This window comes from Stenotrophomonas indicatrix (assembly GCA_041545745.1).
Taxonomy (GTDB): Bacteria; Pseudomonadota; Gammaproteobacteria; order Xanthomonadales; family Xanthomonadaceae; genus Stenotrophomonas; species Stenotrophomonas indicatrix_A.
Window position 1 is genome coordinate 3750071 of record CP168152.1, and the last position, 23937, is coordinate 3774007.

The 23937-nt window shown below is 66.4% G+C and carries 25 protein-coding genes; 9 read left to right on the forward strand and 16 right to left on the reverse strand.

Annotated features, from left to right (window positions below; genetic code table 11):
* Positions 1-41 precede the first annotated feature (41 nt).
* Together ACEF39_RS17105 and ACEF39_RS17110 are read right to left on the reverse strand one after the other, a co-directional pair.
* Entirely contained in the window at positions 42-530 is a 489-nt protein-coding gene (locus ACEF39_RS17105) for a DUF2867 domain-containing protein (protein ID WP_500285916.1), read from the reverse strand.
* Complete coding sequence (locus ACEF39_RS17110) at positions 527-1189, reverse strand: serine/threonine-protein kinase (protein WP_500285917.1); 663 nt, start codon at positions 1187-1189, stop codon at positions 527-529. The genes ACEF39_RS17105 and ACEF39_RS17110 overlap by 4 nt, the downstream gene beginning before the upstream one ends.
* Positions 1190-1274: 85 nt before the next feature.
* Here ACEF39_RS17110 and ACEF39_RS17115 point away from each other — a divergent pair, with 85 nt between their 5' ends.
* The gene (locus tag ACEF39_RS17115) at positions 1275-3272 is read left to right on the forward strand and encodes a bifunctional DedA family/phosphatase PAP2 family protein (RefSeq protein ID WP_500285918.1); all 1998 of its coding nucleotides are present in this window, start codon (positions 1275-1277) and stop codon (positions 3270-3272) included.
* Positions 3273-3522: 250 nt separating this feature from the next.
* On the opposite strand, the gene ACEF39_RS17120 is transcribed toward ACEF39_RS17115, so the two are convergent.
* The 3 genes from ACEF39_RS17120 to ACEF39_RS17130 all read right to left on the reverse strand — a co-directional run bounded on the left by ACEF39_RS17120 (position 3523) and on the right by ACEF39_RS17130 (position 6353).
* Entirely contained in the window at positions 3523-4101 is a 579-nt protein-coding gene (locus tag ACEF39_RS17120; protein WP_500285919.1) for an LON peptidase substrate-binding domain-containing protein, read from the reverse strand.
* Positions 4098-5462, reverse strand: a complete 1365-nt coding sequence (gene mpl, locus ACEF39_RS17125; protein ID WP_500285920.1) for a UDP-N-acetylmuramate:L-alanyl-gamma-D-glutamyl-meso-diaminopimelate ligase — start codon at positions 5460-5462, stop codon at positions 4098-4100. Before mpl ends, ACEF39_RS17120 begins: the two co-directional genes overlap by 4 nt.
* Before the next feature lie 327 nt (positions 5463-5789).
* Positions 5790-6353, reverse strand: a complete 564-nt coding sequence (locus tag ACEF39_RS17130) for an adenylate kinase (RefSeq protein WP_025874177.1) — start codon at positions 6351-6353, stop codon at positions 5790-5792.
* Between the two features lie 136 nt (positions 6354-6489).
* Here ACEF39_RS17130 and ACEF39_RS17135 point away from each other — a divergent pair, with 136 nt between their 5' ends.
* The 3 genes from ACEF39_RS17135 to ACEF39_RS17145 all read left to right on the forward strand — a co-directional run bounded on the left by ACEF39_RS17135 (position 6490) and on the right by ACEF39_RS17145 (position 9217).
* Positions 6490-7746 (forward strand): 6-phosphofructokinase, encoded by a 1257-nt coding sequence (locus ACEF39_RS17135; protein ID WP_500285921.1) that lies wholly within the window; start codon positions 6490-6492, stop codon positions 7744-7746.
* Positions 7747-7911: 165 nt separating this feature from the next.
* Complete coding sequence (locus tag ACEF39_RS17140) at positions 7912-8706, forward strand: hypothetical protein (protein WP_500285922.1); 795 nt, start codon at positions 7912-7914, stop codon at positions 8704-8706.
* Between the two features lie 121 nt (positions 8707-8827).
* A complete protein-coding gene (locus ACEF39_RS17145) occupies positions 8828-9217 on the forward strand; it encodes a DUF488 domain-containing protein (RefSeq protein WP_500285923.1) in 390 nt (129 codons plus the stop codon).
* 79 nt (positions 9218-9296) lie between these two features.
* On the opposite strand, the gene ACEF39_RS17150 is transcribed toward ACEF39_RS17145, so the two are convergent.
* On the reverse strand, positions 9297-9800 hold the full coding sequence (locus ACEF39_RS17150) for a hypothetical protein (RefSeq protein WP_500285924.1): 504 nt from the start codon (positions 9798-9800) through the stop codon (positions 9297-9299).
* Positions 9801-10057: 257 nt separating this feature from the next.
* Between ACEF39_RS17150 and ACEF39_RS17155 the strand changes: the two genes are divergently transcribed.
* Complete coding sequence (locus tag ACEF39_RS17155) at positions 10058-12085, forward strand: sodium-translocating pyrophosphatase (RefSeq protein ID WP_500285925.1); 2028 nt, start codon at positions 10058-10060, stop codon at positions 12083-12085.
* A 37-nt stretch (positions 12086-12122) separates the two neighbouring features.
* Here ACEF39_RS17155 and ACEF39_RS17160 read toward each other — a convergent pair whose 3' ends face one another.
* Genes ACEF39_RS17160 through ACEF39_RS17180 form a run of 5 tightly spaced genes read right to left on the reverse strand, consistent with a single transcriptional unit; the run spans position 12123 to position 15074 of the window.
* Positions 12123-12842, reverse strand: a complete 720-nt coding sequence (locus ACEF39_RS17160) for an energy transducer TonB (protein WP_500285926.1) — start codon at positions 12840-12842, stop codon at positions 12123-12125.
* Positions 12839-13264: a TonB system transport protein ExbD gene (gene exbD, locus ACEF39_RS17165; RefSeq protein WP_500285927.1), complete on the reverse strand. Its 426-nt coding sequence runs from the start codon at positions 13262-13264 to the stop codon at positions 12839-12841. Before exbD ends, ACEF39_RS17160 begins: the two co-directional genes overlap by 4 nt.
* A gap of 8 nt (positions 13265-13272) precedes the next feature.
* Positions 13273-14001 (reverse strand): tonB-system energizer ExbB, encoded by a 729-nt coding sequence (gene exbB / locus ACEF39_RS17170; protein ID WP_500285928.1) that lies wholly within the window; start codon positions 13999-14001, stop codon positions 13273-13275.
* Positions 13988-14455, reverse strand: a complete 468-nt coding sequence (locus tag ACEF39_RS17175; RefSeq protein ID WP_500285929.1) for a YbaN family protein — start codon at positions 14453-14455, stop codon at positions 13988-13990. Before ACEF39_RS17175 ends, exbB begins: the two co-directional genes overlap by 14 nt.
* A 31-nt stretch (positions 14456-14486) precedes the next feature.
* Positions 14487-15074 (reverse strand): biliverdin-producing heme oxygenase, encoded by a 588-nt coding sequence (locus ACEF39_RS17180; RefSeq protein ID WP_500285930.1) that lies wholly within the window; start codon positions 15072-15074, stop codon positions 14487-14489.
* A 107-nt stretch (positions 15075-15181) separates the two neighbouring features.
* Between ACEF39_RS17180 and ACEF39_RS17185 the strand changes: the two genes are divergently transcribed.
* Positions 15182-15439: a DUF2789 domain-containing protein gene (locus tag ACEF39_RS17185; RefSeq protein WP_099785305.1), complete on the forward strand. Its 258-nt coding sequence runs from the start codon at positions 15182-15184 to the stop codon at positions 15437-15439.
* A 169-nt stretch (positions 15440-15608) separates the two neighbouring features.
* Positions 15609-16001 carry a hypothetical protein gene (locus tag ACEF39_RS17190; protein ID WP_500285931.1) on the forward strand — a complete coding sequence of 131 codons (393 nt, stop codon included), beginning with the start codon at positions 15609-15611 and terminating at the stop codon, positions 15999-16001.
* Positions 16002-16091: 90 nt separating this feature from the next.
* On the opposite strand, the gene ACEF39_RS17195 is transcribed toward ACEF39_RS17190, so the two are convergent.
* The 5 genes from ACEF39_RS17195 to ACEF39_RS17215 form a co-directional block, all read right to left on the reverse strand.
* On the reverse strand, positions 16092-19007 hold the full coding sequence (locus tag ACEF39_RS17195) for a TonB-dependent receptor (RefSeq protein WP_500285932.1): 2916 nt from the start codon (positions 19005-19007) through the stop codon (positions 16092-16094).
* A gap of 160 nt (positions 19008-19167) precedes the next feature.
* Positions 19168-20109 (reverse strand): FecR family protein, encoded by a 942-nt coding sequence (locus ACEF39_RS17200; RefSeq protein ID WP_500285933.1) that lies wholly within the window; start codon positions 20107-20109, stop codon positions 19168-19170.
* Between the two features lie 103 nt (positions 20110-20212).
* Positions 20213-20713 carry an RNA polymerase sigma factor gene (locus tag ACEF39_RS17205; protein WP_088101228.1) on the reverse strand — a complete coding sequence of 167 codons (501 nt, stop codon included), beginning with the start codon at positions 20711-20713 and terminating at the stop codon, positions 20213-20215.
* A gap of 84 nt (positions 20714-20797) precedes the next feature.
* Complete coding sequence (locus tag ACEF39_RS17210; protein WP_375069415.1) at positions 20798-21271, reverse strand: hypothetical protein; 474 nt, start codon at positions 21269-21271, stop codon at positions 20798-20800.
* Positions 21271-21756, reverse strand: coding sequence for a hypothetical protein (locus ACEF39_RS17215; protein ID WP_108266182.1), 486 nt, complete (start codon positions 21754-21756; stop codon positions 21271-21273). Before ACEF39_RS17215 ends, ACEF39_RS17210 begins: the two co-directional genes overlap by 1 nt.
* 185 nt (positions 21757-21941) lie before the next feature.
* Between ACEF39_RS17215 and ppa the strand changes: the two genes are divergently transcribed.
* Together ppa and ACEF39_RS17225 are read left to right on the forward strand one after the other, a co-directional pair.
* Positions 21942-22478, forward strand: a complete 537-nt coding sequence (gene ppa / locus ACEF39_RS17220) for an inorganic diphosphatase (protein ID WP_025874161.1) — start codon at positions 21942-21944, stop codon at positions 22476-22478.
* A 151-nt stretch (positions 22479-22629) separates the two neighbouring features.
* Entirely contained in the window at positions 22630-23751 is a 1122-nt protein-coding gene (locus ACEF39_RS17225; protein ID WP_500285934.1) for an HDOD domain-containing protein, read from the forward strand.
* The last annotated feature ends 186 nt before the right edge of the window (positions 23752-23937 follow it).

Here is a 23937-nt window from a genome sequence, read left to right on the forward strand (position 1 = left end):
GCCGCGCCATGCGGCAAAGCGCATCCACCCATGGCGTGGATCTACTGATACCCGCGCACCTGCTTGTTCAGCAGGTGCGGTGCGATCCATCGATGCACCGGCGCGACCGGCAGCATGTACAGGCGGCCCAACACGTTATGGGTATGCACCACCGTCGCCACTTCCAGCGCATCGCCGTGCCATTGCAGCGCCAGCTGCACGCGCAGATGGCGATCGTCGTCTTCCAGCACGATGGCATCTTCGCCCAGCGCCTGCAGGGTGAAGATGCCGAGGCGTTGCCCAGGCTGTGGATCGACGGTCTGCTGCACCGCGCGCAACGAGCCGAGATCCTTCATGCCCAGCAGCCGCATGCCACGGTTGCGCAGACCCATCAGCCCGTCGAACCAGCCCGGCACCGCTGCGGCCATATCGCGGTAGGCCTGCAGCGCCGAACGGCCGTTGCGCGGCGCCGCCGCTTGGCAGGCATGGACGAAATCAGCACCCGGCAGTTGCGAACGCAGCACGCTGCCTTCGCTCAGCAGCGCGCTCATGGCTTGGGCCCCTGCCCTTCGTTGTCTTCCCAATGCAGGATGCGGCGGGTGACGAAGCGGTAGACCGGCTTGCCGGTGGCGAACCAGAGATCGCGCACCCACGAGGTGCGCTTCAGCACGCGCTTCTCCACCGGCGTGAGCGACTCGCGGCAGTACATGCGCTTGTGCTTGAGCAGGTGGCGCAGGTCTTCGCGCGCCAGCAAGCGCATCCAGCGCGAGCGCGGGGCGCCGATCACCGCCAGCTGGAAGTCGATCAGCGCCGGGCGACCGTCCTCGGTCACCAGCCAATTGGCTTCCTTGGCCAGGTCGTTGTGGGCCACACCGCGTCGATGCAGTTGTTGCAGCAGGCGACGCGCGGCGCGGAACCAGGCCACATCACCGCGCGGCGGGCGCTGGTACATCGCATCGCCGGCCATGAAGCTACGGTCGAGATGACGACCATTCCAGTCCAGCAGTTGCGGCACGTCGGCCATGCCGTGGATGTGCTTCAGCGCGCGCGCTTCGCGCCGCGCCAACCACCATGCAGGCAACCGCAGCCACAGCGGCGTGGCCCCAAGATCGCGGCGCACGAAGGGGCCTTCCGGGCCCTGCACGAGGAGGATCCGGCCAAAGCTGTCGGCCTTCAGTGCATGCGTTGGCGCGTCGTGGGGTACAGGCATGGCGACATTCTAGGCGATGGCGATGGTTGCAAACGGTCACCAAGCGGCTGGGAACCAGTCACCTTCACGCCCCTATAATCGGGAAATGGACTCTTCATGGATCGACGCCACCCTCGCGTGGATTGCCGCTCATCCCGTGTTGGCGGGTGCGGTCATCTTTCTGATCGCCTTCTGCGATGCGGTCATCATTCTTGGCGCCATCGTGCCGGCGCTGCCGTTGCTGTTCGCCGTCGGCGTGTTCATCGGCCTGGGCCAGATCTCCGGGCCGTATGCGGTTGCCGCCGCGGCACTGGGTGCGTTCGCCGGTGATGGCATCAGCTACTGGATAGGCCGGCGCTGGGGCGACCGCCTGCGTGGCGTCTGGCCGTTCAGCCGTTATCCGCAACTGCTTGATCGAGGCGAGAACCTGTTCCGCCGCAACGCGTTCAAGAGCATCCTGATCGCCCGCTATGTCGGTGCCATCCGGCCATTCGTACCCGCCATCGCCGGCATGATGAAAATGCCCGCCAGCCGTTATGTACAGGCCAGTGGCATCGCCAGTATTTCCTGGGCCGTACTGTTCCTGGCCCCGGGCTGGATCCTCGGCGAGGCCTATGACACCGTCGCTGCGGTTGCCGGCCGGCTGGTCGTGGTGGCGGGCCTGCTGGCGGTGATCCTCAGCCTGGTCTGGGCCATCGTGCTGTACGGCTATCGCTGGTCGGCCGCACGCATGGACAACTGGCTTGCCCGACTGCTCGACTGGTCCAACCGGCACCCGACACTCGGTCGCTATACCGTCGGCGTGCTCGACCCGAAGCGCCGCGAATCGGTGCCGCTGGCGATGCTGGCGCTGATGCTGCTGCTGTTGGGCTGGGGCTGGTTCGCTCTGCTGACCGTGGTGGTCGCCCACGGCGAACCGTTGGCGGTGGATCTGCTGGTGCACCAGGCGATGCTGGCCCTGCGCAATCCGCTGGCCGACTACCCGATGGCTGCCCTGGCGTCGTTGGGCGCATGGCAGGTGCTGCTGCCGGCAACCGCTGCAGCGATGGGCTACCTGATCTGGCGCCGTCGCTGGATGGCGGCCGCCCATTGGCTGGCTGCGTTGGCCTTCGGCTTGGCCCTGACCAAACTGCTCGGCGCCACCGTCGATGTGGTGCGCCCGATCGATGCCAGCAGCGGCTTCGGCTTCCCGTCGGTGTCGGTGACCATGGCCACCATCACCTTCGGCTTCTTCGCAGTGCTGATCGCCCGCGAAATGCCCGGCCGCACGCGCGTCTGGCCGTACCTGGTATCGGGCATCGTGGTCAGCCTGATCGGCTTCTCGCGCATATACCTGGGCGCACACTGGCTGAGCGACGTCATCGGCGGCATGTTGTTCGGCACCTTCTGGCTGCTGGTGCTGGGCATCGCCTACCGTCGCCGCTTCAACCGCTCGTTCTGGGTCAAGCCGGTAGCATGGCTGTTCTACGGCATCTTCGCGGTGGCGGCGATGTGGTATGCGCCACGCAACATCGCCATCAAGCTGGAACGCTTCGAACCGACGCTTCCGGCGCCGCTGGCGATGGACGCGCAGGCCTGGTGGCAGCACGACTGGGCGAAGCTGCCGGCACGCCGCAACGAATTCGACGATGACCAGCGCTGGCCGCTGGACGTACAAGTGGCCGGTCCGTTGGCATCGCTGCAGGCACAGCTGGAAGCGCGCGGCTGGCAGGTGCAGGCCCAGGCTGGTTGGCAGGAGGCACTGCTGATGCTGGACAAGAACACCGGCGCCGAAGAACTGCCGGTGCTGCCGGCAACACTGGATACGCGCGTGGAAGCGCTGCTGATGGTGCGCCAGGGTGCGCAGGCCGATGAGCGCTACGTGCTGCGCCTGTGGCAGGCACCGGCGCAGCTGCAGCCGGGCGACACCCCGTTGTGGCTGGGCAGCGCACAGACCCTGCGCTACGAGCGTCACTTCCAGTGGATCGGCATGTGGCACCCAGTGCGTGGGATCGATCCGGCGTTGAACGCCGTGAAGGAAGCGGTGCAGACGCTGCCTCAGCAGGAAGCCGTGCACCCGGAGACTGGCCTGCCAGTGCTGCGGTTGAAGACCACCGCGCCCTGATGGATCCGCCGGGCATGGCCCGGCGCTACCGCCTACGCTTTGGTGGACGCCAACCTTGGTTGGCGCTTCGGGCAAAGGCTGCCAACCAAGGTTGGCATCTACCGGCTCCGCCGCACTCTGGTAGTCGCCAACCTTGGTTGGCGCTTTCGGGCAAAGGCTGCCAACCAAGGTTGGCATCTACCGGTTCTGGGTTGGTTGGCATCTACCGGCTCCGTTTTGGTTGGCGGCTGCCGGTCTCGGCGTTCCGTCGTTACGGCATCCAGCCCAGCAGCTGCTGCAGGCGCTGGTGCGGGTCGTCCAGCTGCAGCAGCTGCAGGCGCTGCTGTTCGCTCAACGGCAGCAGCTCGGCCAGCCGCCAGCTGACCCAGCTGGCCTGGTCCATCAATGCCGGCGTGGCCGGTGCGAACGCCGTGCCCGCCTGCTCGATGATGTGGTCCAGTACCGTCGCCAGCAACGCATGCTGCGGACGCAGTTCGTCATCGGGATCCTCATCGCACCAACGCACATCGGCAACCACCAGCCCGTTGTCGCGCACGCGCGTGCGCTCGACATGGAAACGGCGGGTGCCGCGCAATCGCAGCTGCAGCACGCCATCGGCACCGACATCGAAATCCTCGACCTTCACCTGCACGCCGAAGGCGGCCGGCGTTGCCGGCGCTCCCACTTCGTGCCCTTCCAGGATCAGGCAGACACCGAAACCTTCGCCGCTGCGGCCGGTTTCGCGGATCAGATCCAGGTAGCGTGGCTCGAACACGCGCAGGCCGATGGCCGCGCCCGGAAGCAGCGTCGTATGCAGCGGGAACAGCGGCAGCGAACCGTCGCCGCTCATCGTGCCTGCAGCCCTGCAAGGAAGCGGCGCGGCGCGCCATCGAAGCCACCGTTGGACATGAACACCACATGGTCGCCACTGCGCACGTCGGACTGCAGCTGCGCCAACAGCGCATCGGTATCGGCCACGGCATGCGCCTGTCCACGCACCGCCGCGATCACCGACGCCGCATCCCAGGCCAGCTCCGGGCGGTGCAGGAACACCACTTCATCGGCCAGCGCCAACGACGGTGCCAGTGCCTGCGCGTGGGCACCCAACCGCATTGAATTGCTGCGCGGCTCCATCGCTACCACGATGCGCGCATCACCGACCTTGGCACGCAGGCCCTCGAGGGTGGTCGCAATCGCGGTCGGATGATGGGCGAAATCGTCGTAGACGGTGATGCCATCGTGGTTGCCGATCACTTCCATGCGGCGCTTGACGCTGCGGAAGCGCGCCAGCGCCGGGATCACCTCGGCCGGCGCGACACCCACTGCGTGCGCAGCGGCCAGCGCCGCCAGGCCATTGAGCACGTTGTGCCGGCCCAGCAGCGACCAGTGCACATCGCCCAGCGCCTGCCCGCGATGATGGACGCGGAACGCGCTGCCATCGGTGGCCAGCAGCTCGGCATGCCATTCCAGCGCGGGGTCGAAGCCGAAGCGTTCGACCGGGGTCCAGCAGCCCATCGCCAGCACTTCGGCCAGGTGCGCGTCTTCGCCGTTGACGATCAGGCGGCCGCGCGCCGGCACGGTACGCACCAGGTGGTGGAACTGGCGCTGGATCGCTGCCACATCGGGGAAGATGTCGGCGTGGTCGTATTCGAGGTTGTTGAGGATCGCCACCAGCGGCCGGTAATGCACGAACTTGCTGCGCTTGTCGAAGAACGCGGTGTCGTACTCGTCGGCTTCGACGACGAACTCGCGGCCCTGGCCCAACCGGGCGGAGACGCCGAAGTCCTCGGCCACGCCGCCGATCAGGAAGCCGGGGGAGCGACCGGCATTCTCCAGCAGCCAGGTCAGGATGGTGGTGGTGGTGGTCTTGCCATGGGTGCCGGCCACGGCCAGGGTGTCGCGGCCTGGCAGGACCTGCTCGGACAGCCACTGGGCGCCGGAGATGTAGCGCTGGCCGGCATCCAGGACGGCTTCCACGGCCGGGTTGCCACGCGACAGCGCGTTGCCGATCACTACCTGCCCGGTGCCCTGCGGCACGCTGTCGGCGCGGTAGCCCTGGTCCAGGGTGATGCCCAGCTGCTCGAGCTGGGTCGACATCGGCGGATAGATGGCCTGGTCGCTGCCGCTGACCGTATGGCCCAGTTCCCGCGCCAGGGCGGCCACGCCACCCATGAAGGTGCCGGCGATTGCAAGGATATGTACGCTGCTCATGACCGGGGATTGTGACCGATCACGGCTGTATAGGGCCATTGTCAGCAACAGGGTAAGGGAACCCCTACAGCCGCTGTGAGAAAACTCCAATCGCATGTAAGGGAATTCCCGATAGCGATGTTCTGTGAACCCGGACACAATTCAGGATGCCAGCCGCAGTACCCGAACCGGTCCTACTCCCCAAGAGGCCATCCCCAAGGGAGCTCATGCTGTGGGGGCCCTGAGCAAGCCCTTTGCTGGCACCTATGAAACGAAACAGGCCTGATCCTCGCGGATCAGGCCTGTTTTTTTGCGCCTGTCATGGCCGGCATCGACCGGCCAAGCGTGTCAGCGCTTGATCGCCGCCAGGATGCGGGCTTCGATCTCGTCGAGTTCGCCGACGCCATCGACGCGGGCCAAGGTGCCACGGCCAGCGTAGAAGTCGACCACCGGCGCGGTCTGCTCGGTGTAGACCTGCAGGCGCTTGCGCACCGATTCCGGGTTGTCGTCGGCGCGACCCTGCTCCTGCGCACGGCCGGCGATGCGCTCGACCAGCAGTTCGGTGGCCACGTCCAGCTGCACCACGGCGTCCAGCGGCTGGCCGATCTCGGCCAGCATGCCGTCCAGCGCGTTGGCCTGGGCCACATTGCGCGGATAGCCGTCAAGGATGAAGCCCTTGGCGACATCGGCCTGGGCCAGGCGCGACTTCAGCATGCCCAGCAGGATCTCATCGGACACCAGGTTGCCGGCATCCATCACCGACTTGGCCTGCTTTCCCAGCTCGGAGCCGGCGGCGATTTCCGCGCGCAGCATGTCGCCAGTGGAAATGTGGGCGATCTCGAGCTTTTCCTTCAGGCGCGTCGCCTGTGTCCCCTTGCCCGAACCGGGCGGTCCCAACAGAACCAATCGCATTGACCTGACTCCAACGTGTTGAAAATAAAGAAGGTTCGCGACCCGGACGGTCCGGTATCGCTGCACCGCAATAGCGCCACTTTAGCGCATCCGGGTAATGTCCCTGCAATGTCCCCTTCCCTGAGCAGGTAGAAGCATGCGCAATGGCACCCTCCTTTACGCCCAGTCCGGCGGCGTCACCGCCGTCATCAACGCCACTGCCGCAGCGGTGATCGAACAGGCCCGCGCCAAGGGAATCAAGGTCCTGGCCGCGCGCAACGGCATCCTTGGCGCCCTGCGCGAGGAGCTGATCGACACCAGCAAGGAGAGTGTTGCGGCCATCCGCGCCCTTGCCCACACCCCCGGCGGCGCGTTCGGCTCGTGCCGGGTCAAGCTGAAATCACTGGAGGCCGACCGTGCCCGTTACGACCGCCTGCTGGAGGTTCTGCGCGCCCACGACGTGCGCTGGTTCCTCTACAACGGCGGCAACGACTCGGCAGATACCGCCCTGAAGGTGTCGCAGCTGGCAAAAAGCTCCGGCTACGACCTGACCTGCATCGGCGTGCCCAAGACCATCGACAACGACCTGGCGGTGACCGACACCTGCCCCGGCTTCGGCTCGGCGGCCAAGTACACGGCCGTGTCCGTACGCGAAGCGGCGTTGGACGTGGCGGCCATGGCCGAGACCTCCACCCGCGTCTTCATCTACGAGGCAATGGGCCGTCACGCCGGCTGGCTGGCCGCGGCCGCCGGCCTGGCCGGTACCAGCGAGGACGACGCCCCGCACATCATCCTGCTGCCCGAGCGCGCCTATGACGAGGCCGCGTTCCTGGCCAAGGTCAAGGCCGTGGTCGCACGCGTGGGCTACTGCGTGGTGGTGGCGTCGGAAGGCATCGCCACCGCCGATGGCCGCTTCGTCGCCGACGCCGGCGGCGGCAAGGACTCCTTCGGCCATTCGCAGCTGGGCGGCGTGGCCGCGCATCTGGCCGGGCGGGTCAAGGACCAGCTGGGGCTGAAGGTGCACTGGGCCCTGCCCGACTACCTGCAGCGATCGGCCCGCCACCTGGCCAGCAAGACCGATTGGGAACAGGCCCAGGCGGTGGGCAAGGCGGCAGTGCAGCTGGCGCTGAAGGGCCGGAACGGGGTGATGCCGGTGATCGTGCGCAGCAGCGATGCGCCGTATCGCTGGAAGATCGAAGCCGCACCGCTGTCGAAGATCGCCAACCATGAGAAGAAGATGCCGGCCAGCTTCATCCGACGCGATGGCTTCGGCATCACGGCCAAGGCGCGGGCCTACCTGCAGCCGTTGATCAAGGGTGAAGCACCGTTGCCCTACGGTAGCGATGGCCTGCCGAAGTACGTGACGCTGAAGAACGTCGCGGTGAAGCAGAAACTGCCGGCATTCGAAGGCTGAAGTCCTCCTGCGCCCTGTGCGGAGCGCAGGGCGCATTGCGGCGACCGCCGAAGCGCTCCACAATCGGGCTCCGGCCCGGGGCAAAGGGGCCGCCGCAAACCAGATTCGACGCTGCCCGGCCGCACGGCCCGGGCCCGTGCTGCCATTTCACAAGGACTGTAACCAATGAAGCACCCTATCCTGATCGCTGCCCTGCTGTGCGGCGCTGCTGCGCCGGCCTTCGCTGCGACCTGCGAAAGCAACTTCCAGAAGAAGGGCAATCCCTTCGTCGGCACCACCTTCACCTCGTCGGTCACCCACCCGGACCTGACCGTGGCCAGCGCCATCGGCCAGATGCGGGTGATCGCCAAGAACGCCAACATGGATGTTCTCAGCGAGGATGCGGAAGGCGGCTCCATGCTGATCGAAGAGCCGGAAACCATGGCCCACAAGCCGATTCCGATGATCATCAGCGCCACCTCCGAAGGCGGCCAGGGCACCGTCGGCATGGTGGTGAAGGTCAACAAGGGGGCCATTGCTTCGGCCGACGGCGTGCGCGACGAAATGTGCAAGCTGCTCAACCAGATCAAGCCGGGCAAGGCCGGCGAACAGGCGGCCAGGACCGCCCCGCAGGCGTCGGTGGTGACCATCGCCGCCGAGCGCTTCGGCTTCCAGCTGCGCAACCAGAACAAGGACAATCCGGCTGCGGTCGAGCCGCGCTACAAGGGCAAGACCTATGCCATCACCGGTCGCATCACCACGGTGCTGCGCAGCGGCGGCACCTACAACACCAGCTTCGACCTGCCCAGCGATGGCAGCATCGACTACGAGCGCGTGGCCATTTCCTGTTCGTTCGCCGCCAACCAGGCTGCGTATGCGCTGGCCCTGCGTCCGCGCGAGAAGGTGACCTTGACCGGCGTGGTCGACAGCTATGACCAGATCGGCCGTGTGCTGTGGCTGAAGGACTGCCGCGGCAACTGACCGCTGCCGGCATGAGCGAAGGCCCGGGTGCGCAAGCGCCCGGGCCTTTTCATTTCCACGCGGGTTCACGTCTGTCGCACGTGCATCGCAGGAAGATGGATTGCCCCGCCTGGAGATCATCATGGCCCTGCATGTGGTTCGTCTCGGCAGTCCGCGTACGCCCGGCGAGGGACTGCGCATCGGCACCGTACGGCGGCCGCCGCGCGGCGTGCCGCGCAGCGAATTCGCCCGGCAGGACTGGTATGACGTGTGGTTTCCGACGCTGTCACCCAGCGCCGAGCTGGTGAAGCAGGCGCATGAGGCGAAGACCGCCGCCGACTGGACGGCGTTCTTCCGCCACTACAAGGCCGAGATGAAGGCGCCTGATGCGGCGCATGCGCTGGATCTGCTGGCCGCACTGTCCCAGCACAGCAATATCGCGGTGGGCTGCTATTGCGAGGATGAGGCGCACTGCCACCGATCGGCACTGCGCGAGCTGCTGGTGGCGCGTGGAGCGAGGCTTGAGGATTGATCACCGGGTTGTCGGCCAGCGGCCGGCATTACCCGGGTCTGCCTTCCAGTAGATCCACGCCATGCGTGGATGCTCGGCCTCAGTTGCAGGCCTTGCCTTCCATCTGCAGCTGCGCGGCGAACATCGTCACCTGCGGGATCTTGCCGGCGGCGGCCTGCTTCTTTGCTTCTTCCAGATAGATGCGCGACTGTCCCTGCCCATCCAGCGCCTGCGCGTTGTTCACCGGCAGACGCCACACGCGCACCACCGCCTGCTGTGCGGGGCAGGTCGCATTCGGAACACGGATCACGTCATTGAGTTTCCAGCCCTTGTCGGCGCTCGGTTGTGCCTTGGCGTAGTCGACAAAGCGCGCGCGCGGCTGGCACTGCTCGCTGGTGCGCACCGCCGAGAAACGATAGGGCTCCGCGGCCTGGCCGGTGAACGCGCCTTCCAGGCGGGCACAGGCTTCGGGAATCTGCCGCAGCGTATGCACCGCGCCGACCGCCTGCGGTGCACCGACCGCGCGCTGCAGTTCGGGTGTTTCCGCCGCGAAGGCAGGCATGGCCGGGGCCAGAACGGCAAGCATCAACAGGGACAGGCGCATGGAGATTCTCCGACAGGACTGCGCGCAGGCTTGCAGAGGTTGGCTTAACGGGGTGCAAAGAGGAACCCGTCGAGTGCCGCTCGACTCCGCAGGTGGTGGCACGCATACTGCGGACACCAGGGAATGCTGAACACCGCCATACGTCGGACGACCACCAAGGTCGGTACGGGTTGGTTCCAGGCTGCAGCCCGTCGTCCCCCTCGTGGTGCAGTTCATCGCCACTGGATGCTTGTCCATCCATTCTGCGGAGGGGTCTAATGCTGGAACGTCACGGGCTGTCATTGGCGCTGGGCTGCGCCATTCTCGCGATCCTGTACGGAATCGTCTCGGCGCGCTGGATCCTGCGCCAACCCACCGGCAATGAACGCATGGTCGCCATCGCCACGGCCATCCAGGAAGGCGCGCGCGCCTACCTCAACCGTCAGTACCTGACCATCGGCATCGCCGGCATGGTGCTGTTCGTGCTGGTCGGCATCTTCCTGAGCTGGTACACCGCGATCGGCTTCGCGGTCGGTGCGGTGTTGTCCGGCGCAGCGGGCTACATCGGCATGAACGTGTCGGTGCGCGCCAACGTACGCACTGCAGAGGCCGCGCGCCATGGCATCAGTGCGGCGATGGATGTTGCGTTCCGCGGCGGTGCGATCACCGGCATGCTGGTGGTCGGCCTGGGCCTGCTCGGCGTGGCCGGCTACTACGCACTGCTGCTGCGGCTGGGCCTGCCGATGGAACAGGCACTGCATGCACTGGTCGGCCTGGCCTTCGGCTCATCGCTGATCTCGATCTTCGCGCGCCTGGGCGGCGGCATCTTCACCAAGGGGGCCGATGTCGGCGCCGATCTGGTCGGCAAGGTCGAAGCGGGCATTCCCGAGGACGACCCGCGCAACCCGGCGGTGATCGCCGACAACGTAGGCGACAACGTCGGCGACTGCGCCGGCATGGCCGCCGATCTGTTTGAAACCTATGCGGTCACCGTGATCGCCACCATGCTGCTGGGCAGCCTGATGCTGGCCGAAGCCGGTGCCAATGCGGTGCTGTATCCGCTGGTGCTGGGCGGTGTTTCGATCATCGCTTCGATCATCGGCGCGCTGTTTGTGAAGGTGAAGCCCGGTGGCTCGATCATGGGCGCGCTGTACAAGGGCGTGATCGTCTCCGGTGTGCTGGCAGCGATCGCGTTCTATCCGATCACCACAGGTCTCATGGCAGACAACGTGCATGGCCCTGTCGCACTCTACGGCTGTGCGTTGATCGGCCTGGTGCTGACCGGCCTGATCGTGTGGATCACCGAGTACTACACCGGCACCCAGTACAAGCCGGTGCAGCACGTCGCGCAGGCCTCGACCACCGGCCACGGCACCAACATCATCGCCGGCCTCGGCATCTCGATGAAGTCCACCGCGCTGCCGGTGATCGCCGTCTGCGCGGCGATCTGGGGCGCACACGCACTGGCCGGGTTGTACGGCATCGCCATCGCCGCCACTGCAATGCTGTCGATGGCGGGCATGATCGTCGCACTCGATGCCTACGGGCCGATCACCGACAACGCCGGTGGCATCGCCGAGATGGCTGAGCTGCCTTCGGAGATCCGCGACATCACCGATCCGCTCGATGCGGTGGGCAACACCACCAAGGCGGTGACCAAGGGCTATGCCATCGGTTCGGCAGCACTGGCCGCGCTGGTGTTGTTCGCCGACTACACGCACAACCTGCAGGCGGCCAATCCCGGCCAGGAGTTCCGTTTCGATCTCAGCGACCACACGGTGATCATCGGCCTGCTGATCGGTGGCCTGATTCCCTACCTGTTCGGCGCGATGGCGATGGAAGCGGTCGGTCGCGCGGCCGGCGCGGTGGTGGAGGAAGTGCGGCGGCAGTTCCGCGAGATCCCCGGCATCATGCAGGGCACCGCCAAGCCGCAGTACGACAAGGCGGTGGACATGCTGACCCGCTCGGCGATCCGCGAAATGATCGTGCCGTCGCTTCTGCCGGTGGCCGTGCCGGTGGTGGTCGGCCTGCTGCTGGGGCCGCGCGCGCTGGGCGGCCTGCTGATCGGCACGATCGTCACCGGGCTCTTCGTGGCCATTTCGATGACCACCGGCGGCGGCGCCTGGGACAACGCCAAGAAGTACATCGAGGATGGCCACTTCGGCGGCAAGGGCAGCGAAGCGCACAAGGCGGCGGTGACCGGCGACACCGTGGGTGATCCGTACAAGGACACCGCCGGCCCGGCGATCAATCCGCTGATCAAGATCATCAACATCGTGGCGTTGTTGCTGGTGCCATTGCTGTAGATCCACGCCATGCGTGGATCGCCGCCCCCGCTGCCGATCACCGCCCGCGCAGGTAGAACGCCACCGGCACCATCACTTCCACCGGGTCGCCGGCCACTTCGGCCGGCGGCACCGGCACCGGGCTGGCGCGCTGCACGGTGTCCAGTGTCTCCTGGTCGAGCAGTGCGAAGCCACTGCTGCGCTCGATGCGCAGCGCCGACACACGGCCGTCGCGGGCAACCGCAAAGCGCACATAGGCCACGCCCTGCTGGCGCAACCGTTCGGACTGGCGTGGATAACGCCGATGCTGTTGCAGGTGTCCCAGCAGCAACCCCTGCCAGGTGGCGTTGGCACTGCTGCGTTCGCCGGCCGTGGTACGCGGTGCAGCGTAACGTGCTGCTGCCTGTGCAGGAACGTCCGGCGGCGCCAGCGTGCGATCGACGTTGGCGTCCGCAGCGTCCTCTGTCGGCTTCGCAGGTGGCTCGAGCGGGGCCGCAAGTTCCCCTTGTGGCAGCGCCGGCGCTTTGATCTGTTCGTGTTGCTTCGGCACGGTCACGCGCCGCTGCTGCTCCTGCTGCAACGGTCCGGCGGGCAGCGCGCGCGGCGGTACCGGCGGCGCCTGCGCGGCGGGAGCCAATTCCAGCATCAAGGCGGCAGGAGGTGCCACTGCTACGACCGGCGGCGTGCGCGACGCCCACCACCACAGCGTACCGATCAGCACCGCATGTGCCAGCAGTACGATCGCCAGGCTGGTCGCCCAGCGCTGCAGCCCGCTCATCGAGCGCCCTGCTCCAACCCGACCAGGGCGACCTTCAGGTAACCGGCACTGCGCAATGCGTCCAGCGTCGCCATCAGGTCTCCATAGGAGACGCGTTGATCGGCACGCAGATAGAGACGCTGCGACGTATCGCCATGCGTTGCCGAGCGCAGCGCGTTGGCGAGGCCATCACTTGCCACCGGCGCCTCGCCCACCCGCAGCGACAGGTCGGCCTGCACGGTCACATACACCGGCGCATTTTCTGCCGGCGTCGCCTGCGCACTGCTGGCGAGGAGCTGTACCGGCACCGACACCGTAGCCAGCGGCGCGGCCACCATGAAGATGATCAACAGCACCAGCATCACGTCGATGAAGGGCGTGACATTGATCTCGTGGGCTTCTTCCGGGGTGTCATCGCGTCCGGATGCGGTCCTGATCGCCATGGCGTGCCTCAGTTCACTGCACGCAGCGTGCCTGCCGGTGCACGGCGTGCAGCCCGATCCAGATCACGCGACACCAGCTGCTGCACAGCTGCGGACAGATCGCCCAGCAGCCCGCGCAGGCCCGCCAGCACCCGGGTGAAGTGGTTGTAGACCAACACCGCCGGGATCGCTGCGACCAGACCGAGCGCGGTAGCCAGCAGCGCTTCGGCAATGCCTGGCGCAACCACGGCAAGGTTGGTGGTGTTGCTGTGGGCGATGCCGATGAAGCTGTTCATGATGCCCCACACGGTGCCGAACAGGCCAACGAACGGCGCCACTGCGCCAATGCTGGCAAGCACGCCGATGCCACGACGCTGGTTGCGTGCGGTCTCCAGTTCCAGGCGCTCCAGTCGTAACGCCACCCGCTCCTTGATTCCCTCGCGGTGATCAAGTTCCTGCGACAGATGCAGCTCGGTGCGCGCAGCATCCAGCATTGCGGCGGCGATGCTCTGCTGCAGTGCGGGCTCGCCGCCTGCAACCGGCAGGCTGGATGTCGACAGCAGCAGGCTTCGTGCGAGGCGCAAGGCGCGTGCCTGCCGTGCCAGTTCCCAGCCCTTGGCCAGCAGCACGGTCCAGGTGGCCAGCGAGGCTACAGCCAGGGCAATCATCACGCCCTTCACCACCACATCGGCAGCCAGGTACATGCCCCAGGGGGTCAGTGCGGGGGCGGCCATGGGAGCCAGATCAGCAGGCAGCATCGTCAGAGGTTCCATTGGAATCGGAAGAGGAGGCGCGACGGCGGGCAGCGCGTGGATCGGTGGCATCGTCCACGCCCACCAGCGGCGCAGGATCGAAACGTGGCGCCGGTCGACTCAGGACATAGCCGGCACTGACCGCAAAGAACAGGCCAACGCCCAGCAGCAGGCGCCAGGACGGGTGTGCGCCCCAGCAGAACATCGCAAATCCCACCGCCATGCCCGCGCTGGCAAACGCCTTGCCCTTGCGCGATACCGCGCCCTGCTCACGCCACAGGCGCAGCGACGGGCCATAGCGCGGATGGGAAAGCAGCCGCTGTTCGAACCTGGGCGAACTGCGCGCGAAGCAGCCCACCGCCAGGATCAGGAAAATGGTGGTCGGCATGACTGGCAGCAGCGCGCCGATCACCCCCAACGCGACCATCAGCCAACCGAGCGCGAACCAGAGCCAGCGCATCAATCGCGCGCCAGCGGGCGGTGCAGGGACATCAGGAAAACTCCACTTCGACATGGCCGTGCACGCTGCGGAACGCGGCATCAGCGGCATCGATCACTTCCTGCTCCTGCGCCGGCGACAGCACCACTGCATCCAGTGCAGCAGTGAACTCGCGCCAGTGCCGCGCGGCCCCATCAGGATGTGCCGCCAGGTGGCGCGCGCCGAAATCACGATCCAGGCCGAGCGCAGCCGCCATCTTGTAGAGTACGGTGCCACCCAGGTTGGAGCCTTCAGCAACATACAACCAGCCCAACGCAGTCGGCAGCGGCAGGTCATTCCCGAGTGCGGCGATGTCCTCGCCCGGCAGCGCCTGTTCCAGGTCCTCCAGGTCGCTACGCACCTGCTGCAGGCGGCGACGTTCAGCCAGGTCCGGCAGCAATGCGTCCAGTGCAGGGCTGGCATACAACGCGTCGATGCTGCGGTGGAAGCGGTACTGCACGCGCAGGAAGCGAGCGAAACTGCTGCGGTCGGCAAAGATGTCGCCGGCCATGATGCGCTTGTCGAGGGCGCCATGGCTGTCGCGGGTGGCGGCCTTGAGCCGCACGCTGCGGCTGTCTTCGGGAGCGATGTGTGCGTTCATGGGGAATGCCAAGGGGGTCGTCGTGCTGTAGACGTCTGCTGCGGGGCTTTCCCCAAGCCCGTGTGCGCCGATAATGGGCCATTCCCTTCTTCCACTCGGAACCGACGATGATCACCACCGAACCGCGCATGACCAACCTGTTCCTGCAGCTGGGCCTGGATGCCAGCGCCGAGGGCATCGCCCGTTTCATCCGCGAGCACCAGCTGGCCACCGACGTTGAAGTGGTCGAGGCACCCTACTGGAACGATGCCCAGCGCCAGTTCCTGAGCGAATCGCTGCAGGCCGATGCGGCGTGGACCACTGTGGTCGACGAACTGAACGAAGCGCTGCACGAGGAGGCGGTGAAGGCAGCGACCGGGCTGTAAGCATTCGCCGGGATGGGGGCGCCGGGCATGGCCCGGCACCACCCGTAGATCCACATCATGTGCAGATGAATTCCCTTGCCAAAAGAATTCTGAACCTCAGTCGCAATCGGCCCTCGATGAAGCGCGTCATTTCCATCACGATGAGCGCGGTAGCAAGGCTGATCCACCCATGGCGAAAGCAGCGAACATCAACTACATCCATTACCTCTACTACCCGTTGTTGTCCATGTCGGACGATGAACTGGCGGCGCTCGAGATAAACGATGCGCAGGACAGAGCTTGGCTGTTCGGTGAGATGGGCAAGGTTCTGGAGACATTCGGTCCCGCAGCCCGTGCCCATGTCTGCAGCACTCTAGGCTTCCTTGCAGGGACGAATGGCGCTGAAGATCACTGGCGAAACCTGATTCCACACGAACTTCCGCTTGGCGAAGTCGAGAACAGGGCTGGCTACTTGAGCGAACTGTTTCTCAGCCTTTTCCACCGCCTCCCGGTTGAAGAAGACTGGACGGATGTCGAGCTCTCACTGGACCTTCCAGCTGATGGATTGAGAACCAATTTATAGAGCGGTAGTTCCGGTCAAGAGAAGTCTTCCGCACTGCAAAGGCGGTGCGGACCAAGGTCCGCACCCACCGAAGGCGCTCCGCGCTGCCGATCAGTACTTCCAGGTCACTGCCAGCCGTGCGGTGCGGCCCGGTGCCGGCATCACACCCAGGGCAAGCGGATCCAGATAGTAGCGGTCGGTCACGTTGTCCACGTTCGCTTCCACCGACAACTGGTCGTTGAAGCTCCAGCTTGCGAACAGATCCACCAGCGTGGTCGGCCGGTACAGCTGCTGGATCGCCGACAGGCCGACGTTCCATTCCTTGTCCAGCTTGCTGATCGGGCCAGCGTTGTGGACCACGCGGGTGCCGAAGGTCAGCCGCTCGTCGAACAGGCGCGAGCCCAGTGTCAGGTTGACCATGTAGCGCGGCGGGTTCTGGGTGTTGCTGTAGGAACCTTCGAAGCCACCATCCACGCAGTCCGGCGTGCCGATCAGTTCCTCGATCCTGCGCTGGACACCGTACGCGCGGCGTTCGGCGGCGATGTCCGGCGCGCAGGTCTTGGCCTTGAAGTAGTAGTGTGCCGACAGATCGGCAAACACCTTGCCGCTGTCATAGCTGGACTGGAACTCCATGCCCGACACCTTGAAGCGGTCGACGTTGCGGATCAGGCCGGCCGACAACGTGCGGTAGTCGCGGGTGATCAGGTCATCGATGCGGGTATCGAAGTACGCCAGCTTCAGCGCCAGGCGGTCACCGGCAGTGAACAGGTCGTGCTGGATCGTACTGGCGCCCAGTTCCCAGCTGTGCGCGCGCTCGGGCTTGAGTTCGTCCACCGGCTTGGCCGCAGTGAACAGACCGAGCGTGGTCTCGAACAGACTCGGCAGCTTGGTCCCTTCGGCGTACTTCAGGTAGACCATGCTGTCTTCGCTGAAACGGAAGGCCACGCTGGCCGTCGGCGAGAACGCACTGTCACGGCGGCGAATCGGCTGCGACCAGGTCCAGCTCACCGGCACTTTCAGATCCTCTGCAGCATCGGCGTCATAGAAATTCCAGCCACCGATGTCGCCGACGGTGCCCTTCTTGTACGGCGAGGCCAGCAGTGACTCCTGGGTGAAGTTGCCGTTCGCGTCGGGATACCAGTTCAGCAGCGCGATACGCTTGGCCCGCCACGACGGCAGCTTGGGATTGCCGTTGAGCAGCTCGGTGTAGCGGTACTGGCCTTGGACTTCGTATCCGTCGGGCGTGGCCAGGCGGTTGCGGTCATGCACGTCCACGCGGTTCCAGCGCCCGCCCAGCAGCATCTCCCAGTGTTCGTCCGGCGCCCACTTCAGCGACGCCACCGCGCTGTATTCCTTGCGCTCGGCATTGCGCAGGAAGCGGTTGTTGACCAGGTCGTCGTGCATGATCGGGCCGGAGCTGCCCGGGGCGATGTCTTCATCGCTGTAGGACAGGCCGTAATCGAGAGTGAAGCGGCCGGCACTGCTGTCGAACACCGAGGTGTTGCTGGCGTCCAGACCGAAGCGCTTCTGCCGCAACGGGTTGCGGTAGGCATCCTTGTAGCCGGGATTGCCGCTGAAGCTGGGCGCGTCGTACCACTCGGTACGGCGGTCGAAGTACCACGGGGTGATGCCGGTCAGGCTGTTGTACATCACGCTGTCGGCGTCGGTGTACCACGCGTTGACGCGCAGGTCGATCAGCTCGCTGTCCGGGTTGAACCGGTAGCGCAGGCTGTAGCTGTCCATGTCGACATGGCCCGGGTCCCACTGCGGCACGCGGTCGCGGTCGACGCGGATGATCTGCGAGGCCATGATCTCGCCAGCGGTGCCTTCATAGCGCCGATAGCCCGCTTCCAGCGTCTGCGCGTCGTCGATGCGCCAGGTGCCCTTGAGCAGGGTCGATTTCGAACGCGAGGACGTGTTGAACACTTCGGTACGCGGCGGGTTCAGCGGCGCGAGGGTGCGACGGGTCTGCGGGAAATCGTAGTAGCCCTTGCTGCCGGAGAAGTAATTGCCGTTGTCTCGGTACGCATAGGCGGCCACCAGGTCGAAGCGATCCCAGTGCCCGGCGGCGGCCACGTTGAGGAACTGGCTGCCGGTGGCGCTGCGATCGCTGCGCGGCACGGCCTCGTAGCCGGGCAGGTTGTTGGCGCTGCCGTTGGCCAGTCCCCCGCGCATGCGTACGCCGACATCGCGCCCCTCGCGCAGCACGTCATCGACATTCAGCGTTTCCATTTCGACCACGCCACCGATACCGCCGGAGGCATTTGCCTGCAGGCTCGGGCCCTTGGTGATGGTCAGCCGCGAGATCAGGTCGGGGTCGAGGTAGGTGCGCTGCGACTGGCCGGCATAACCACGGTAGGTGTCCATGCTGGACTGGCCACCGTCGATGATGACCGGCACGCGGCTCTGGCCCTGGATGCCGTGGATGTTGACGTCGAAGCCATTGCCCACACGTGGATCGCCAGCGGTAACACCGGCCACGCCCTTGACGATGTCGCCGGTGGAGGTGCCGCGGAACCGCTCCAGTGCGACGCGGCCGATGCTGGTGGTCGAACCCACGCTCCGGTAGCTGTCGAGCAGGCGTGCTTCATCGCTGGCCGCGCCGCCCTGCACGCGGTCTCCGGCCACGCTGAGGGTATCGGTGACGATCACTCCGCCCGTCTGGCCCGCCGCAGCGACCTCCAGCGTCACGGCATCGGCGCTTACCCGGCGCACGCTCAGGCCGCTGCCGCGAAGCAGACGTGCGAGGGCCTCGTCGGCTGACAGCGTGCCGCTGACCGGTTGCGAGATCACGCCCTTGGCCAGCGTGCTCGGATAGACCACCTGCACACCGGACTGGCGCATGTAGGCGCGCAGTGCATCGTCCAGCGGTTGTTCGCGAATATCGAAGTGCTGTACCGCAGCCGGGCCAGCGGTGCTGGACTGCGCCATCACGGTGGGGGTGGCGGTTGCCAGGCCGGCGGCCAGCAGCGCGATGCACAGACGGGACGGGCGCGGTGCGCGGCCCGGACGGCGGAATTCGTACATGGGGGGAACCTGTCAGAGGAGCGTGGCCGCGGGCGCGGCATCGTCCGCGCATGCGCGGACCCAACGACGTACGTGGCGGCGGCGGGTACGTTCGTGGATGAGACGCATGGCGGCGCGCGATCCCCAAGACGGATGCGCTGCATCCGCGGATGGCGTGGTGTTACCGGTGGACGATTGCCACACCCAGCGGCAGGCGGGTGACCTGCAGGCCGGCGGTGGCCGCCAGCGCGTCCAGTGCCTGCTCCGGATGATCGACGCGCAGCGCCGCGCTGATGGCTGGAAGCGACTGAAGATTGCCGCGCACGAACGTCGGCCCTGCGCGATAGCGACCGACCTCGTGCACGGCATCGGTCACGCTGGCCTGCTCCAGCAGCAGCTCGCCCTGTCGCCAGGCGCCGACACTGTCTGCGGCAACGTCGGTCAGGCGCTGCACGCTTCGATGCTCGCCATAGCCCGCACGCTGCCCCACCTGCAGATAGGTCCAGCCGCCATCGACCGGACTGGCCACGCGTATGCGGCCCTGCCCGACTTCGGTCTCGACCCCGGCGGCGACGTGAGCGACCGTGAATGCGGTGGAGATGTCTTCCACCACACCGTTGCCAGCCGCGACGCTGAAGCGCCTCTGCGCATCAGGCGCCACGTAGAACCAGGCACGGCCACGCAGCAGTTCAATGCGACGACGCTGGTCATCGAAGTGCACGGCGATCGCACTGTCGGCATCGAGTACGGCATGGCTTCCATCGGGCAGATGCACATCCTGTACGCGGTGGTCGCTGCGATGATCCGCCTGCAGGCGCAGCCAGGTATCGGGCCAGGCCACCAGCACTGCCAGCGCAGCGGCGGTGGCCATGGCCCAACGCAGCCGCCGCGGGCGACGCGCTGCCTGCCTGCGTTCGATGGCGACCGGACGCGGCCCCACACTGCGCCACAGCATGCGCTCATGCTCGAATGAACGCCGATTCGCCGGCTCGGCCAGCCAGCGCTCGAACGCATCCATGCGCGCGTCGCTGATATCGCCGGACGCCAGGCACACGATCCAGTCCCTGGCCTGTTCGGCCACGGCATCATCGGCGGTGCTGCGGGGTGTCGGGGGCGGGCTCATCGGCTGGCGGGGGACACGATCAGAGGTGGGCGGAAGGACTAGACCGCATGGGCGGCCTGCGAATCAAGACGCACGGCGGGTGTGCGCCCCCAAGCCGGATCGTTCATCGACCGCTGCGTGCCCAGGCAAGCCGCTGCAGGGCAGTGCGTACGTGGTTCTCCACCGTGGTCACCGACACCCCGAGGCGTCGGGCGATGTCGGCCTGGGTCAGGCCCTGCAGGCGATTGAGATGGAAGATGGTACGCGTCGGCTCGGGCAGGTGGCCGGCGGCATCAAGCACGCGCTGCAACTCATCCTGCGCCATCACCTGCTCCTCCGTGGAGATCTGCTCGTCCTCCTGCCACAGGTAGTGCTCGGCCAGCAGGCGGTTGCGCCGCGTCGATTCGCGGCCATGATCGGTGGCGAGGTTGATGGCCAATCGATAGAGATAGGCGCGCGGATTGTCGATGCTCTGGCTGTTGTCGACCCCGCGCGCCTTGAACCAGACCGCCTGGATCACGTCTTCCGCCCCGCTGTCGCCACCGAGAATGCGCTGCACGCGCCGCAGCAGTGCCGATCGTTCGCGGATCAGCAGTTCGGTCAAGGTGACGGCGTTGGAGGACATGCGCGGCGACGGGACAGACGGGGGCGGCGCGCATGCTACTCCGTTAATGCGAATAAATCACGTTTGCATTCACGAGCCGCTGCATCAGAGACAGTCTGTCAGGCCGTCATAGACGCTCGTGGTTGTGCCGGGCAACGGGGCATCAATCGCCTCATGCCCGGAAGCCTGCCAGACCTGGAGCAGCTCCTCCAGCCGGGTTGCAGGCGCCAGCGGCAGCGTGCAGGCGTAGGTGCCATGGTCGACGTCGATCCGGCCGTCCTTCTGCACCCAGGTTTCGCTGCCAGCGAAGGTCCAGACGCAGCTGGCGACCACGCCTGTCGCGCGTTCCACCGAGCAGCGCAGGCGCATGGCCCACAGGTTGTAGTACTGCCCCTCGCAGAACGTGTCGCCACAGACATCATCGAACCCGCGCACCAGCATCCGCTCGGCAGCGAGGAAGCGCTCCCGGCCGGTCGCTGGATCGGGATAGTCACGGGCGTCCACGAACGCCGGCGCCGCCTGCGCGGTTCCGGCCAGCAGCAGACCACAGAGCAGCCATCGTCCCGGGAAAGCACGCATCAGGCGCCCCTCCTCTGCAGGCAATCAGGCAGCACCTCGAACAGACCATGATCGAGCCCGGGCAGCGGCGCCATCAGGCCGTCCGGCGCCTCCAGCGAGGCAAAGAAGGCTTCAACCGGCACCCCGGGCTGCATCTCCACCGGGCAGGTCCAGTGGCCGTTGTCGACCTGCACCTGCCCTGTGTCGGGTTGCACCGCCAGTTCGCTGGCCGCCAGCACCCAGACGCAGCGCTGCACGGTGCCCCGGTGGGCCAGCACGGCGCAGCGGAACTCCATCACCCGGTAGTTGCTGTAGTCACCTTCACAGAAGGTGTCGGCACACACCGCGGCGAATTCGCGGGCGACCGCGTCCTCCAGCGCGAAGGCCCGTTCCCATCCAGCCTCGTCGGCAGGGTAGTTGATCAGGTCGACATGCGCCCCACGTGCAAGCGCGGGCAGAGGCGCCAGCAGCAGGACGGCGCAACAGCACCAGCGGTTCCAGTTCATGGCAAGGCTCCTTGGTATGGAGCTCCAGCCTGCCGGGGCGGACCGGGGCGAACCCATCGGGGAACCCCGCTCTGGCCCCTCCGTCGGGGGCAAGTGCGCAGGTCGGCGCCGCCCTACCCTGCACAGCGACCGGCAAAGGCATAAAATGGAGAGCTATCCGTCTACACCCCCACCTGGAGCACACCATGGGTCTGGAACTCGTCTCGCCCGGCAAGAACCCGCCGGAAGAAATCAACGTCATCATCGAGATCCCGAAGGATTCCGAGCCGGTGAAGTACGAAGTGGACAAGGAAACCGGCGCGATCTTCGTCGACCGCATCCTGTCGACCCCGATGCGCTACCCCTGCAACTACGGCTACGTGCCGAGCACCCTGTGCGGCGACGGCGATCCGGCCGACGTGCTGGTGGTGCTGCCGCTGCCGCTGGTCCCGGGTTCGGTGGTGCGCTGCCGTCCGGTCGGCGTGCTGAAGATGAGCGATGAGGCGGGCAGCGACGAGAAGATCCTGGCCGTGCCGGTCACCAAGGTGTTCGGCGGCTACGCCCACGTGGAAGACATCGAGCAGGTGTCCAGCCACTGGCTGGAGCGCATCGGTCACTTCTTCGAGCACTACAAGGACCTGGAGAAGGGCAAGTGGGTCAAGCTGGACGGTTGGGGCGGCGCGGCTGAGGCCAAGCAGATCCTGATCGAGGCGCACCAGCGCCACCTCGACAGCAAGGCCTGAGACTGAACAGCATTGCTCCGGCGCACGGCGTCGGAGCGATGCGGGTCACGTTTCATGACGGCGGCACATCACCTTTGCCGCCGTATTAGGTAAATTGCGTCACTTCACACGTCGTCGACATCGACCGTCGAGACAGCCAGGGGAATGTGTCGTGCGTATTCTGCTTGTTGGGGATACAGCCAGCCTGCCGGCTGAGCTGACCGAATTCATTGCCGATCTTGGGGAAGACTGGCAGCCGTTGACCGCCTCCGATGGCCACACCGCGATGACCGCGGTCGCCACCCAGGGCGTGGACGCGGTGATCGTCTGCCCGCAGTTGCCCGATCTCAACGCGACGACGTTGCTGGGACAGATCCGCACCTTGCGCCCGGAGACCATCCGCATCGCACTGGTCGATGCGCAGCATGGCAACCGGCCGCCGCCGGCGCGCCTGATCGGTGTCGCCCATCGCTTCCTGCCATTACCGCTGGCACCGGAAGTCCTGCTGGAAGCACTGACCAGCCTGGAAGAGCTGCGCGAAGTGCTGGACAGCCCGCGCCTGCGCGATGCCATCGGCCGCATCGAGAAGCTGCCCTCGCCGCCGCATCTGTACCTGAGCCTGACCCAGGCGCTGGAACATGACGACGACGCCGACAGCGCCGATGTCGCCAAGCTGGTCGCCGCCGATCCGGCGATCGCGGCCAAGGTGCTGCAACTTTCCAATTCGGCGTTCTTCAGCCAGGGCCGCACCATCGCCGACCTGCGCACGGCCGTGACCCGGCTGGGCCTGGCCACGCTGCGTGACCTGGTGCTGGCCAGCGAAGTGTTCTCCGCGCCGACCTTGTCTGGCGCCGAACGCAACTCGCTGCAGCAGCGCGCCTTGATGGCCTCGCGATTGGCTGCACGCCTGCTGCCCGACTCCAGCGCCGAACTCGGTGCCACCGCCGCACTGCTGGCCGACATCGGCCTGCTGCTGCCGGGCGTACGCAACGAACGCAGCGAACCCGAACTGGCGGACGACGACCGTCCCGGCCATGCCGAAGCCGGCGCCTATCTGCTGGGCCTGTGGGGCCTGCCGATGCCGATCATCGAGGCGGTGGCGTTCCATCTGCAACCGCAGCGCGCGAACACCCGCAGCTTCTGGGTAACCGGTGCGGTGCACGTGGCGCTGGCACTGGTCAACGGCGACCCGGTGGATGAAGAGTATCTGCAGCGCGCCGGTGTACTGAACAAGCTTCCGCAGTGGCGCGAGCACGCCAACAGCCTGATGGGGCTGGTGCCCAGCGACGCCTGAGGCACAGCGGCAGGCGGGTACGAATGGGACGAAAGGCAGGCCAGGTGGCCTGCCTTTTTTCATTGTGCCGGAGGTTCATCCACGCATGGCGTGGATCTACTGGAAATGACCGGGAGTTCGTTCGCACGTGACGTGGATCAATCGCTGGTGACCGGAGGTTCGGCGCACGCGGCATGGACAGCCGCG